Origin of the sequence: Ralstonia sp. OTU4908 (assembly GCF_038440115.1) — a bacterium.
Lineage (GTDB): Bacteria > Pseudomonadota > Gammaproteobacteria > Burkholderiales > Burkholderiaceae > Ralstonia > Ralstonia pickettii.
This window is the reverse complement of record NZ_JASATD010000005.1, coordinates 90,702-103,668: the sequence shown is the minus strand read 5'-3', so window position 1 is coordinate 103,668 and position 12,967 is coordinate 90,702. Positions and strand designations below refer to the sequence as shown.

Genomic DNA, 12,967 nt, shown 5'->3' with positions numbered 1-12,967 from the left:
AAACTCAGGAGCGCGTCGTATGCCGCGCCATCGCGATGGCGGTATCGATCGCCTCGATCATGCTGCCGAACTCGGCGCGGCCCGTGCCCGCCAGATCCAGCGCCGTACCGTGATCCACCGAAGTGCGCACGAACGGCAGGCCAAGCGTGATATTCACGCCATGGCCGAAGGTGCCGTACTTGAGCGGTGCCAAACCCTGGTCGTGGTACATCGCGAGCACGCAATCCGCATCGGTCAACAGGCGCGGCTGGAACAGCGTATCGGCCGGATATGGACCGCGCGCGTCGATTCCGCGCGCACGCGCACGCGCGATGGCCGGCTCGATCACCTCGATCTCTTCGCGGCCGAGGTGGCCGGATTCACCCGCATGCGGATTCAACCCCGTCACGAGGATGCGCGGAGCAGTCAAACCGAAGCGTGTGCGCAGATCACGCTGCACGATGTCGAGCGTCTCATCGAGCACCGCTGGCGTGATGGCGTCCGGCACGTCGCGCAGCGGCAAGTGCGTCGTCGCCAGCGCCACGCGCAGCATGGCGTTGTCGTGCGCCGGCTGCGGACCGGCCAGCATCATGACCACGCGCGGCGTGTGGCTGCGCTCGGCCAGATACTCGGTGTGGCCGGTAAACGGCACCCCGGCGTCGTTGATCGTGCTCTTCTGCACCGGCGCTGTGACCATCGCGTCGTAACGCATGCCGTCTGCCGTGCCGATCAGGCAGCCGTCGATGGCCGCGTCGAGCAGGTCCAGCACATAGCGGCCGTTGGCGTCATCAAGCACGCCGGCGCGCACGGGTGCACCCAGCGGGCGCTCCACGACAGTCAGCGCCGTAGAGACAATGCGCCAGAAATCGCCCTGCCCGATCGCGTCCGCGCGCGCCTGCAGCAATGCCGAATCGCCCATCACATGCCACTGCACATCGGCGTAACGCGGTGACGCCTGTCGTGCCAGGTGCAGCAGCGCGGCCACCGTGATGTCGGGACCGATACCAGCGGGTTCGCCAGTGGTGATGGCAATGTTCAGCATGCAGCGCTTTCCTGCGATGGTTTCTGGAGCGATCTAGAAACGCCACGGCCGCCCGCAGGCGGCCGTGAGCGATGCGGATGTCCGTAGCTTACTGCTGACGGTTCACGCGGTATTCCACGTGTGCCGAATCGCGCAGTTCACGCAGCCAATCCTCATAGGCGGCCTGGACTTTCTGTTCGCGAATCACCGACCGTGCGTAGTCGCGTTGGCGGTCTCCCGACACCTCTGCCTCGCGGCGGCCTTCCACCTGGATCAGGTGCACACCGAACTGGCTTTGCACCGGCTGCGACACATCGCCCGGCTTGAGCTGGTTCATCGCCTGCTCGAATTCCGGCACCAGCTGGCCCGGCGACACCCAGCCCAGCTCGCCACCCGCACCGGCCGACCCGTCCTGCGAATAGCGGCGTGCCGCATCGCCAAAATCGTAGCCGTGGACGATCCGGTCACGTAGGCCCACCAACTGGCGGCGCGCGTCGTCCGCCGACATCGTCGGACCGGTCTTGATCAGGATGTGGCGCACTTGCGTCTGCTGCACCTTGGCGGCAATCGCGGTTCCCGGCGCGCGCTTGTCCAGCAGCTTGATCACGTGATAACCGGCCGGGCTTTCGACCACCTGGCTCGCCACTTGGCCCGCCTTCATGTCGACCACGGCGTTGGCAAACACAGCCGGCAGGCGCCCGATCGGACGCAGCCCAAGCTCGCCGCCTTGCGCGGCATCTTGCGCGCCAGAATTGTCACGCGCCAGCTTGGCGAAATCCGCGCCGCCCTGCGCTTGCTTGAGCAGACCTTCGGCCTTCTTGCGCGCTGCGGCCTTCTCGGCATCCGTGGCGCCTTCGGCAACGGGCACGAGAATCTGCGCGACGTTGTATTGCTGTTCGCCGGCCGGGGCCGTGCCGCCACCCTGCTGCGCCAGATAGTTGTCGATCTCGCCGTCGTAGACCTGCACCTTCGAGTCGACCTCGCGCTCACGCAGGCGCGCCAGAAGGATTTCCTGACGCAGGTCGTCGCGGTACTTGTCGTACGTCATGCCGGCGTCCTTCAGCTTGCTCTTGAGCTGCGGCACCGACAGGTTGTTGCGCTGGGCCACGCTTTCCACGGCGCGATCCACATCGGCGTCGGACACGCGGATGCCGCTTTCCTTGGCGGTCTGCGCCTGCACGCGCTCCAGGATGAGCTGCTCAAGCACTTCGCCGAGCAGATCGGCGCGCGGCGGCAGCGGGCGATTCTGTGCGCGGAACGTGCGCTCGACCAGATCTGCGCGGTTGAGCAGTTCGCGGCGGGTGATGACGTCGGTGTTGACCACAGCCACCACCTCGTCGACCAACTGGCTGCGAGGCGCGCCTGGAGCCGTTGGCTCGGGCAGCGTGCCCTGCAGCAGCGGCTGGCTCGGCGACGAACCGGGGTTGGCGAAGATGCCCCGCACCGGTGCGCTCTTTTTTGCCGATTGCGCCTGCTGCGCGTGGACGGCTGGCGACAGCGTGGTCCCCGCCAACAGCGCAAGCAGCACGCCGGTGGCAACACGCAAGCGGCCCAGAGAAGCCACACGCGTGGCGAAAGCGGTCGATTGGAAAGCCATGATGTCGTTATTCATATTGATCCAGCACGGACGGCGTGATCGGCTGTGCGGTCACCGGCTGGTAGCCGGGCACGTTCAGACGAATCACGTCGATCGGATTGTTCCCCACCTTCGACAAACCCTTGAATTCGATCTGGGCAAAGATATGCGTGGTATAGCCTGAAACCGCATTGCTGTAGCGCTGCACCGCCAGTCGACCGACCCAGCAGTCCGCCACATATTCGAGGCCGAGCAGCATATCCGATGGCTTGCGCGCATCCAGGTCGTAACCGATGCGACCCAGGCCGTAGAGGCGCCGCGTAATCGGCCACTGCGTGGAGATATCGGCCTGTTCCAGCGGCAACTGACCGGTATTGGCGTCTTGCCGGTAATAGCGGTAGCCGAGGTTGATCACCTTGTTGGCTTCCGGCTTCCAGCTGAACGCGACCGTCGAACGCATGATGCGGTCGAGGTCCTGATTGTACTGAAGGTTCGTATCGAAAAAGATGCCGCGGAACATCTGGATCGTGGTCGCACCCAGAAGGTCCGAATAGCGGCGTACCGACGTCGGGGCCGCACCCGCCAGCGTCACGCGCTGCCCGTCGAGATCGATGCGCTGGGCGATCGTGGCACGCAGGCGCTCAATGCCTGATTCGGCCTCGATAAAACGCGTGGTCACACCTGCCGTCACCTTGTTGTTGTCGGCAATGCGGTCGTAACCGGTGTACGGGTTCTCGGTAAAGATCTGCCCAAGGTTGTAGTCCGACTGGCCGGTATCGAACAACGGAATCTGCGACTGGTCGCGATACGGGGTGTACACGTAGAACACGCGCGGCTCCAGCGTCTGGATGTAGCTCACGCCGAACAATTTGGAGACCAGCGGCGCATCGCGCTCGAACGTCATACCCGAATCGAGCGAGAACGTCGGCAGCGTGCGATTGATCTGCGTGTCTTGCGTATCGCCGGCCGGGCGGTCCAGACGGTATGCGGTGGTGTTCAGGATGAACTTCGGCGTGACGTACCAGCCGGGGCGAACGATCGGGTAGCTGATCGTCGGCTGCATGAACAGGCGCTCGCCCTGGACGGTGTTGGCGGTCGGGATCGAAAATCGCGTGTAGTCGGTCTGGAAATTGATGTCAAAGCCGCCGACGTCGTACCGGTTATAAGTCAGACTCAACTCTGGTACCCGCTCGTACGGTGCAGAAAGCGGCGTAGTTGCCGTAGACAGCGTCTGGAACTTCTGCACACGCGCCACCGCAACCCAATCGCCGATGGAATAGGTGACGCCGCCTTCCTGGACATACTGTCGCTGCGTCGCCGTGACGATGCTGCGGCCAAGGTCATCCGGATAAGTGTTATCGGAAACCTTGTTGTAGTTGATGTAGCCGGTCAGGCCCGGCGCCAGGCGCTGCGCATGTGCTGCCGAAATCGACCAGCGATTGCGGCCTGCCTCACGATCATCGGGCAGGAACTCGCCACGCAGGACGCCGCTGTACGACGTACCGAGATAGCGGTACTCGGCGCCAAGCTGCAGACCGCGCTGACTCAGCAGACGCGGATACAACGTCAGATCGCGATTCGGCGCGATATTGAAGTAGTACGGCAGCGTGACGTCGGCCCCGCTGCGGCTGTTGTAGCCGAACACCGGTGCGAGGAAACCGCTGCGCCGATCGTCATTGAGCGGAAAATCCATGACCGGCGCCGCAAACACCGGCACACCGAAGAAGTGCAGCACGCCGTTGCGGCCCGTGCCGACCTGGCGGTCGCTGTCGATGTCGATGCGGCTGGCGCTGAAGTACCAGTCGACGTTGTCGGGCGAGCACGTGGTGTACGTGCCGCGCGTGATGCGGCTGTTGTCCTTGTCGATGAAGTCGATGCGGTCTGCGGTGCCGTGGCCGCCGTTCGCGTGGAACTCGTAGCTCGGCGTGCTGATGGTCCCTTCGTTGGCGGTAATCTTCAGCTTGGCGTCCGGGCCGGTGACCAGCGTGCCGCCCTTGAACAGGCGCACGTTGCCGGTTGCGGTTGCGACGTCGGTGTCCTGGTTGTAATCGAGCGTGTCGCCCTTCAGCACCGAGCCGTTGCGGCGCAGTTCGCCATTACCGCGCAGGTGGATGTCTTCGTTGGTGCGACCGTCCATCTTGTCGGCCGCGGTAAATGTAGGGACGGTGTTGTCCGGGCGCTGGACGGGCTCGGCCATCTTGGGCACCAGCGGACTGCCGCCGGGCGTGGTCGGGCCGGACGTCGCCAGCGCTGTCACCGACGAGGCCGAAGTGACAGCGGGCGCCGTCGCTTGCGCGGTGCCCGCGCTCTGCGCCGCGGACGTCGCCGTCCAGACACCGGCCACCGCAAATACCAACGGGCGCAATGCCAGCGTGCCACGCCTGATGGTGGCCAAGTCGGCGTGCCGCTGATCGGGCGCGGCAACAGCAGCGCGCTGCCGGTTCTTCCTGGCTCGGTTCGGTTCGGTCATGCAGATCGGGAACAGGGCCGCGCGCGCAACGGCACGCACAGGCACAAAATCAGTCGGTACTGCGGTCAATTCCGCCGCCGGACGCGGCCAGGACAAGGCCGGCGCTCGCTCGCGGCGAAACTCGGTCGGGTATTATACGGGGCTTCCTTCCAGCCTCATTCCAGCATTCTCTCAGCATGGCTTCGACCCCTGGCGCCGCAGCAGGCGCAACCGACGCACGCCTCAGCCAACTGCGCGACTGGCTCGGCACATTGCCCGCCGCCGACGGCCTGCGCATCGACACGCTGCAACCTGCTTCGGCCGATGCCAGCTTCCGCCGGTATTTCCGCCTGGACAGCGCCGTCAGTGGCAAGCCCGGCACGCTGGTCGTCATGGACGCCCCGCCGCCGCAGGAAGACTGCCGCCCGTTCGTCCATGTGGCTGGCCTGCTCAACGGCGCCGGCGTGCGTGCGCCGCAGGTGCTGGAGCAGGATCTCGCGCAGGGCTTCCTGCTGCTGACCGACCTGGGCCCACAAACGTATCTGCAATCGCTGCGCGAGCGCGATTTCGACCTCGCCTACGCCAACACGTTGTTCCGCCCTGCCATCCATACGCTGGTGCGCTGGCAGTTGGCCTCCCGCGAAGGCGAGCTGCCGCCGTATGACGAGGCGTTGCTGCGCCGCGAACTGTCGCTGTTTCCGGACTGGTACGTCGACCGCCACCTGCAACGCCCGCTCGACGCCACCCAGCGCGAATCGCTCGACAAGGTGTTCAAGCTGCTGGTCGACAGCGCCTTGGCCCAGCCGCGCGTGTACGTGCATCGTGACTACATGCCCCGTAACCTGATGATCAACGCGGCCGACCCATCGCAGCCGGGCGTGTTGGACTTCCAGGACGCCGTCTATGGGCCGATCACCTACGACGCCGCCTCGCTGCTGCGCGACGCCTTCCTGTCGTGGGACGAAGAGCAGGAGCTGGATTGGGCCGTGCGGTACTGGGAAGCGGCCCGCGCCGCCAAGCTGCCGGTGGATGAAGACTTCGGCGAGTTCTACCGTGCGCTCGAATGGATGGGCGCGCAACGCCATCTGAAGGTGGCGGGCATCTTCGCGCGCCTGTGCTACCGCGACGGCAAGACCGGCTACGTGGAAGACACTCCGCGCTTCATCGCCTACCTGCGCCGTGTATGCAGCCGCTACAACGCGCTGGCGCCGCTGGCCCGCCTGCTTGATCAACTCGAAGATCGCACGCAGCAGATCGGCTACACGTTCTGATGGCCTCCCCCCGCACCGTTGAGTTTCGCGCCGGCATGCTGGCACTCGCGCCGATGCTGCTGGGCGTGGTGCCGTTCGGCATGATCTACGGCGTGCTGGCCACGGCGGCCGGCATGCCCGCGTGGCTTGCCGTGGCGATGAGCGCCATCGTTTTCGGTGGCGCGTCGCAGATGATCCTCGTGCAGTTGTGGGCCGGCGGCGCGCCCGCGCTGGTGATTGCGGCGACGGTCTCGATGGTGAATCTGCGGCACGCGCTGTATTCGGCCAGCATTGCGCCGGCGCTGGCGCACCTGCCGCGCCGCTGGAAATGGCTGATCGCCTATCTGCTGACCGACGAGGCCTTCGCCGCCATGAACCGCCGTGTTGTCACCGCGCAGCCCGGCAGCGCGGAAGCGGCCTACCGCCATTGGTATTTCCTCGGCGCTGGCGTGGCGCTGTGGTCGAGCTGGCAGGCATCGACGATCGTCGGCGTGGTGCTGGGCGCCCAGGTGCCGACCTCGTGGCCGCTCGATTTCTTCCTGCCCCTTACGTTTATCGCCATCGTGGTGCCAGCACTGCGCACGCGCGCACAACTCGCTGCAGCCTTGTCCGGCGCCGCGCTGGCCGTGGCGTGGACGGGCTGGCCGCACAAGCTCGGGCTCATGAGCGCGGCGTGCGTGGGCATTGCCCTCGGCGCACTGGTTGAGCGCTTACTGGCCCGGACGTCCGACAAGGGCGCTGCCGCATGAAAGCCCTGATCCTCTTCGGCGTGCTGTTGATTGCCGGCGCCGCCACCTATCTGATCCGCCTATCGTTCATCGCGTTGGAAGGGCGCATGAACCTGCCGATGTGGTTCCGCAGCGCCCTGCCCTATGTGCCGGCTGCGATGCTGACCGCGCTCATCGCGCCCGACCTCCTGATGCGCGATGGCGCGCTCGCGGCGTCGGTCGACAACCCACGCCTGCTTGCCGGCATCGTCGCCATCGTCATTGCACGGGTGACGAAAAGCGCGATGTGGACCATCGTCGGCGGCATGGCTGTGCTGCTGATTCTCATGAAGGTGATGGCTTGAATTCGATGACGCGCGCCATGATTTTTGCGGCGGGTCGCGGCGATCGCATGCGGCCGCTGACCGACCACACGCCCAAGCCACTGCTCACCGTGGGCGGCAAACCGCTGATTGTCTGGCAGATCGAGCGCCTGGCCGCGGCCGGCGTGCGCGACATCGTCATCAACCACGCGTGGCTCGGCGCGCAGATCGAAACCGCCCTGGGCGATGGCAGCGCGTGGGGCGTGCGCCTCGCATACTCGCCGGAAGGGCAGGCGCTCGAAACGGCAGGCGGGGTTGCGCAGGCCATGCCGCTACTGCATGCCGGCGATGGGCACAGCGTATTCATCGCCGTCAGCGGCGATGTGTTCTGCGATTACGACTACGCGTTGCTGCGCGACCGGGCGCCCGCAATGGCCGCGCAAGCGGCGCCGGGCATGCATCTGGTGATGGTGCCCAATCCGCCCTACCACCTGCGCGGCGATTTCGCGCTGGATAACGAAGGCATGCTCCACACCGAAGGCGCCGAGCGCCTCACGTTCGGCAACATCGGCTTGTACGACACCCGCCTGTTTGCCGGCATCGCGCCCGGCACGCGACTGGCGATGACGCCGCTGTACCACCAGGCGATCGCCGAAGGTCGCGCCACCGGTGAGCGCTTCGATGGCCGCTGGGAAAACGTCGGCACGCCCGCCCAACTGGCCGCACTCGACGCAGAGATCGCGTCGCGCTAAGCGCTTACGCCATCGCAGCGCTCAGCGATTCCGCCGTCATCGGGCGGCCGAGCAGGTAGCCCTGCAGCGAGTGGCAGCCGAGCCGCGTCAGAAACGCCTGCTGCTCGGCCGTCTCCACACCTTCTGCGACGATGCGCAGGTTCAGCGTCTGACCCAGCGCCACGATGGCCGAGACGATGGCTGCGTCTTCCGTGTCGTGCGCCAGGTCGCGCACAAAACCGCGGTCGATCTTCAGCTCGCTGGCAGGCAAACGCTTGAGGTACAGCAGGCTCGAATAGCCGGTGCCGAAATCGTCGATCGAAATCCGCACGCCCATCGCGTCGAGCTGCTGCAGGATCTGCAGGCTCGCGTCGACATCGCGCATGGCGGTCGATTCTGTAATTTCCAGCATCAGGCTGCGCGGGTCCAGCGCATGGCGCGCGAGCGTCTCGCGCACGGTGTCGATGAGTGCGGCATGGCCAAACTGCAGCGCGGAGAGATTCACGGCGACGGTCCAGCCGGCGTGCCTCTCGCGTTGCCATTGCGCCATCTGGCGACAGGCTTCATCCAGCACCCACGCGCCCAGCGGCACGATCAGACCGGTCTTTTCGGCCAGCGGGATGAATTCATCGGCGGGCACCAGACCGCGCTGCGGATGCTGCCAGCGCACCAACGCCTCCACGCCCATGATCGGCCCGTTGGGCGCGTTGAATTTCGGCTGGTAATGCAGCACGAGTTCGTGCCGCTCGACCGCGCGGCGCAGGTCTTGCACAAGCTGCAACTGCTGATGCACGTCGGCGTTCATCGATGGCTCGAAAAAGCTGTAGGCGTTCCGGCCCAGGCCCTTTGCGTGGTACATCGCCGCATCGGCGTTGGTCAGCAGGTCATGCTGGTTGCCGCCGTCGCCAGGGTAGATCGCGATGCCGATGCTGGTGGAGACGCGCAACTCGTGACCGCCGGCCATGAAGGGCTCGCGCACCACGCCCAGCAGCGCGTCGGCCAGGGTGCCGGCGTCTTCCGGATCATCCACATAGGCCAGCACGACGAATTCATCCCCACCGACTCGCGCCACGGTGTCCTGCTGCCGCACCCGCGCGCCGATGCGCTGCGCGACGTCGATCAGCAGCAGATCGCCCACGTGGTGGCCATAGACATCGTTGACGGCCTTGAAACCGTCCAGATCCATGAACATGACTGCGAAGCGGCGCTTCTCGCGATCAGCCGTGCGGATCGCCTGGGTCAGACGGTCTTCCAGCAGCACGCGGTTCGAAAGCTTGGTCAGGTTGTCGTGCAGCGCGAGGTAGGCCAATTCCTTGTTGGCTGCGGCCAGCGAGTTCGCCAGCAAGGCGGTGCGCGCTTCCATGCGCAAATCCAGCACCGAAATGATGAGCGCGATCGCCAGCACCGCCAGCGTGACGATGATGATGACCAGCGCCAGCCATTCGGCACTCGCGCCGGTATGCGCAGCGCCACACACGCTGCCGTATGGAAACGCCGCCGCGGCCATGCCCACGTAGTGCATGCCGACGATCGCCACGCCCATCACCACCGCCGAACCGGCACGCAGCGCACGAACGCGTCGCGACTGCTGCCGCAGGCGAAACGCCATCCACAGCGCCACGCCCGAGGCCAGCACGGCAATCACGATCGACAGCACAAACCTGGCGGGGTCGTATTGAATGCCAGGGTTCATGCGCAGCGCGGCCATGCCGGTGTAGTGCATGCCCGCCACGCCTGCGCCCATGAGGACGGCGCCGCCCGCCAAGCGGGGCCACGGCAGTTCACGCCGGCTGACCAGCCACAACGCAAATATTGACGCCCCAATGCCAATGGCGAGCGAGGTCAATGTGATACCGACGTCATATCCAACCGGGATCGGCAGGTTCAGCGCCAGCATGCCGACAAAGTGCATCGACCAAATGCCCAACCCCATGGCCGAGGCGCCACCGATGAGCCCCCACAACGCCGCGCGGCCTTGTGCGGTCACGACACGTCCTGCCATATCCAGCGCCGTGTACGACGCCAGGATGGCCACGAAGAGGGAAAGCAGGACGAGAAGAGGGTTGTAACTACTGGCGAGCATCGGTTCTCCTGGGCAGGCCGATCCAATGCGGCCAATCCACTGCAGGCGGAGGTCGCAACCGGGATGCAAACAGCTCAGTATTAACGGCGGCCGCCGCCCGAGACTTTAGGAGACGCCGTCCGCACCGCACAAGTCTCCTTTTGGGTGTAGCGATGCCCTCCTCCCAGCGCCCGCCAAGCGCGGCGTTACAATCGATGCATCCTTTCTGTCGCTGGAAAACACGCCATGTCCGCCACCGAACTCGCTTTCCTCCAGACCTATCGCCAGCGCCGCGAACGCGTCGTGCAGTGGCTGCGCACTGCATCGGGTAGTCGTGGCGGAGTCGCCATCGTGCCGACCGCGCCCGAAGCGATGCGCAACCGCGACAGCGACTACCCCTACCGGCACGACAGCTACTTCTATTACCTGACCGGCTTTACCGAGCCCGAAGCGGTGCTCGCCATCGTGGTGCCCGCGGGCAACGCGCCGGCGCGCAGCGTGCTGTTCTGCCGCCCAAAGCATGAGGAGCGCGAAATCTGGGACGGCTTCCGCTTCGGCCCGGAAGCCGCGAAGGACGCCTTCGGCCTGGATGAGGGGCACTCGGTGGAAGACATTGATGCGACGCTGCCCAAGTTGCTCGCCAATGCCGGTGCCGTGGCCTATCCGCTCGCCGAGAGCAGTGCGTTCGATCGCCGCATGCGCCGCTGGCTCGATGCAGTGCGCATGCAAGGCCGCGCGGGGGTGTCGTCGCCGCACCAGGCCCTGGACGTGCGCGCCATCCTCGATGAGATGCGGCTGTTCAAGGACGCAAGCGAACTCGACATCATGCGCCGTGCCGGACGCATCTCTGCCGGGGCGCACGTGCGCGCCATGCAGGCGTCGCGTGCCGGGCTGCGTGAATACCATCTCGAAGCGGAACTGCTATACGAATTCCGCCGCCACGGCGCGCAGAGCGTTGCCTACAACTCCATCGTGGCGACGGGCCCGAACGCGTGCGTACTGCACTACCGCGCCGGCAATGCAGAACTGCGCGACGGCGATCTCTGCCTGATCGATGCCGGCTGTGAACTGGATGGCTACGCGTCAGACATCACCCGCACGTTCCCGGTCAATGGCCGCTTCACCGGCCCGCAACGCGAACTGTATGAGCTTGTGGTGGCCGCGCAGGAAGCCGCCCTTGCGCAGACGCGCCCCGGCGTGCCTTACAACGTGCCGCACGATGCCGCCACCCGCGTGCTGGCCCAAGGCATGCTCGACACCGGCCTGCTCGACGCAAACAAGGTCGGCACGCTCGATGACGTGATCGCCGGCGGCCAATACCGTCAGTTCTACATGCACCGCACCGGCCACTGGCTCGGCATGGACGTGCACGACGTGGGGGAATACCGCACGCCCGGCACCGTTGCCCCGGCTGAAGGCGAACGCCCGTGGCGCCCGCTGGAAGCCGGCATGGTGCTGACCGTCGAACCCGGGATCTACGTGCGCCCCGCGCCCGGCGTGCCGGAACAGTATTGGCACATCGGCATCCGCATTGAAGACGACGCCATCGTCACGCCCGAAGGGTGCGAAATCATCACGCGCGACGTGCCGGTGGCCCCAGACGAAATCGAACTGGTGATGCGGAGCCGCGCATGACCGGGAGCATCACAGCGAACAGCGCCGCGCCGGAGTTCGACGTCGCCATCGTCGGCGCAGGACCCGTCGGGCTGGCGCTGGCGAACTGGTTGCTGCGCGACACCGACTTGCGCATCGCCCTGTTCGACGCGCGCGATGCTGAAGCCGCCGCGCGAGACCCGCGCGCGCTGGCGCTCTCGCATGGCTCGCGCGTGCTGCTGCAGGAGATTGGCGGCTGGCCTACGCGCGCCACGCCCATCACGCACATCCATGTCTCGCAGCGCGGCCACTTCGGGCAGGCGCATATCCGCCGCGAAGACTACGACGTCCCCGCGCTCGGACACGTCGTGCAATACGGCGACCTGAGCGCCGCGCTCAACGCCGCCCTCGACACGCAGATGGAGCGTCACCCGGGGCGCCTCACCCGCTATGACCACACGCCCGTGGAGCGCGTCGAGCAACTGCCGCGCGCCGACGGCACGGTGGCCCCGGCACGCGTGCGGGCGCTGCGCGAGGGGCGCCATCCGCTGGCCATCGAAACCGAAGTCGTCATCCAGGCCGAAGGCGGCTTGTTTGACGACGCACGCAAGCAGCAACGCGGCATTGCACAGGCGCGGCGGCGCGATTACGGCCAGACCGCCATCGTCGCGCACGTGCGCTGCAGCGCCCCGCTGGAAGGCTGGGCGTGGGAGCGCTTCACGCCCGAAGGCCCGCTCGCCTTGCTGCCGCAGGATGACGCGCAAGGCCCCGGCTACGCGCTCGTCTGGTGCTGCGCGCCCGACGAAGCGCGCCGACGCGCAGCCTTGCCCGACGACGCCTTCCTTGCTGAGTTGGGCGCTGCCTTCGGTGAGCGCATGGGCCGCTTCACCCACGCCAGTCCGCGCCACACATTCGCGCTTGGGCTGCACGCCCAGCGCATTCCGGTCGACCGCCGTGTCGCCGCCATCGGCAATGCCGCGCAGACGATTCACCCCGTGGCGGGCCAGGGCTTCAACCTCGGCCTGCGCGATGCGTTCGAGATGGCGCGCGCGCTTCGGGAAGGGGCCACGGCAGCCACCCTCGCCCGCTTCGCCCGCGAACGCGCGTTCGACCGCGCCGTCACCATCGGTCTGACCGATTTGCTACCGCGTGCGTTTGCCTTGCCCGGCCGGCCGTTTGGCCACCTGCGCGGCGCCGCCCTCACGCTGCTGGAATGCCTGCCGCCGCTCAAGCACGGCCTGGCGCGGCAAATGATGTTCGGGCAGCGGGGCTAACG

10 protein-coding genes are annotated in these 12,967 nt (G+C 66.4%); 6 read left to right on the top strand and 4 right to left on the bottom strand.

The window, feature by feature from the left end; genetic code table 11:
• Window positions 1–4 precede the first annotated feature (4 nt).
• The 3 genes from pdxA to AAHM38_RS06525 form a co-directional block, all read right to left on the bottom strand.
• Complete coding sequence (pdxA, locus tag AAHM38_RS06535) at window positions 5–1,021, bottom strand: 4-hydroxythreonine-4-phosphate dehydrogenase PdxA (RefSeq protein WP_012761200.1); 1,017 nt, start codon at window positions 1,019–1,021, stop codon at window positions 5–7.
• An 88-nt stretch (window positions 1,022–1,109) separates the two neighbouring features.
• Window positions 1,110–2,612: a peptidylprolyl isomerase gene (locus AAHM38_RS06530; protein WP_012761199.1), complete on the bottom strand. Its 1,503-nt coding sequence runs from the start codon at window positions 2,610–2,612 to the stop codon at window positions 1,110–1,112.
• Window positions 2,605–5,046, bottom strand: a complete 2,442-nt coding sequence (locus AAHM38_RS06525) for an LPS-assembly protein LptD (protein ID WP_116575910.1) — start codon at window positions 5,044–5,046, stop codon at window positions 2,605–2,607. Before AAHM38_RS06525 ends, AAHM38_RS06530 begins: the two co-directional genes overlap by 8 nt.
• A 176-nt stretch (window positions 5,047–5,222) precedes the next feature.
• On the opposite strand from AAHM38_RS06525, the gene AAHM38_RS06520 reads away from it, so the two are divergent.
• Genes AAHM38_RS06520 through murU form a run of 4 tightly spaced genes read left to right on the top strand, consistent with a single transcriptional unit; the run spans window position 5,223 to window position 8,057 of the window.
• On the top strand, window positions 5,223–6,296 hold the full coding sequence (locus AAHM38_RS06520) for an aminoglycoside phosphotransferase family protein (protein WP_012761197.1): 1,074 nt from the start codon (window positions 5,223–5,225) through the stop codon (window positions 6,294–6,296).
• Window positions 6,296–7,024, top strand: a complete 729-nt coding sequence (locus AAHM38_RS06515) for an AzlC family ABC transporter permease (protein WP_116575878.1) — start codon at window positions 6,296–6,298, stop codon at window positions 7,022–7,024. The genes AAHM38_RS06520 and AAHM38_RS06515 overlap by 1 nt, the downstream gene beginning before the upstream one ends.
• A complete protein-coding gene (locus AAHM38_RS06510) occupies window positions 7,021–7,347 on the top strand; it encodes an AzlD domain-containing protein (RefSeq protein ID WP_116575877.1) in 327 nt (108 codons plus the stop codon). The genes AAHM38_RS06515 and AAHM38_RS06510 overlap by 4 nt, the downstream gene beginning before the upstream one ends.
• Window positions 7,348–7,364: 17 nt before the next feature.
• On the top strand, window positions 7,365–8,057 hold the full coding sequence (gene murU / locus AAHM38_RS06505) for an N-acetylmuramate alpha-1-phosphate uridylyltransferase MurU (RefSeq protein WP_041668438.1): 693 nt from the start codon (window positions 7,365–7,367) through the stop codon (window positions 8,055–8,057).
• Window positions 8,058–8,061: 4 nt separating this feature from the next.
• On the opposite strand, the gene AAHM38_RS06500 is transcribed toward murU, so the two are convergent.
• The gene (locus AAHM38_RS06500) at window positions 8,062–10,119 is read right to left on the bottom strand and encodes a putative bifunctional diguanylate cyclase/phosphodiesterase (protein ID WP_116575876.1); all 2,058 of its coding nucleotides are present in this window, start codon (window positions 10,117–10,119) and stop codon (window positions 8,062–8,064) included.
• A gap of 225 nt (window positions 10,120–10,344) precedes the next feature.
• On the opposite strand from AAHM38_RS06500, the gene AAHM38_RS06495 reads away from it, so the two are divergent.
• Window positions 10,345–11,733 carry an aminopeptidase P N-terminal domain-containing protein gene (locus AAHM38_RS06495; RefSeq protein WP_012761192.1) on the top strand — a complete coding sequence of 463 codons (1,389 nt, stop codon included), beginning with the start codon at window positions 10,345–10,347 and terminating at the stop codon, window positions 11,731–11,733.
• Window positions 11,730–12,965, top strand: a complete 1,236-nt coding sequence (locus AAHM38_RS06490; RefSeq protein ID WP_116575875.1) for a UbiH/UbiF/VisC/COQ6 family ubiquinone biosynthesis hydroxylase — start codon at window positions 11,730–11,732, stop codon at window positions 12,963–12,965. The genes AAHM38_RS06495 and AAHM38_RS06490 overlap by 4 nt, the downstream gene beginning before the upstream one ends.
• Window positions 12,966–12,967: the final 2 nt, after the last annotated feature.

Excerpts from the sequence above, each read along its gene's own strand:
- pdxA (WP_012761200.1), bottom strand. The coding sequence starts at position 1,021 with ATGCTGAACATTGCCATCACCACTGGCGAACCCGCTGGTATCGGTCCC.
- AAHM38_RS06530 (WP_012761199.1), bottom strand. The coding sequence starts at position 2,612 with ATGAATAACGACATCATGGCTTTCCAATCGACCGCTTTCGCCACGCGT.
- AAHM38_RS06525 (WP_116575910.1), bottom strand. The coding sequence starts at position 5,046 with ATGACCGAACCGAACCGAGCCAGGAAGAACCGGCAGCGCGCTGCTGTT.
- AAHM38_RS06520 (WP_012761197.1), top strand. The coding sequence starts at position 5,223 with ATGGCTTCGACCCCTGGCGCCGCAGCAGGCGCAACCGACGCACGCCTC.
- AAHM38_RS06515 (WP_116575878.1), top strand. The coding sequence starts at position 6,296 with ATGGCCTCCCCCCGCACCGTTGAGTTTCGCGCCGGCATGCTGGCACTC.
- AAHM38_RS06510 (WP_116575877.1), top strand. The coding sequence starts at position 7,021 with ATGAAAGCCCTGATCCTCTTCGGCGTGCTGTTGATTGCCGGCGCCGCC.
- murU (WP_041668438.1), top strand. The coding sequence starts at position 7,365 with ATGATTTTTGCGGCGGGTCGCGGCGATCGCATGCGGCCGCTGACCGAC.
- AAHM38_RS06500 (WP_116575876.1), bottom strand. The coding sequence starts at position 10,119 with ATGCTCGCCAGTAGTTACAACCCTCTTCTCGTCCTGCTTTCCCTCTTC.
- AAHM38_RS06495 (WP_012761192.1), top strand. The coding sequence starts at position 10,345 with ATGTCCGCCACCGAACTCGCTTTCCTCCAGACCTATCGCCAGCGCCGC.
- AAHM38_RS06490 (WP_116575875.1), top strand. The coding sequence starts at position 11,730 with ATGACCGGGAGCATCACAGCGAACAGCGCCGCGCCGGAGTTCGACGTC.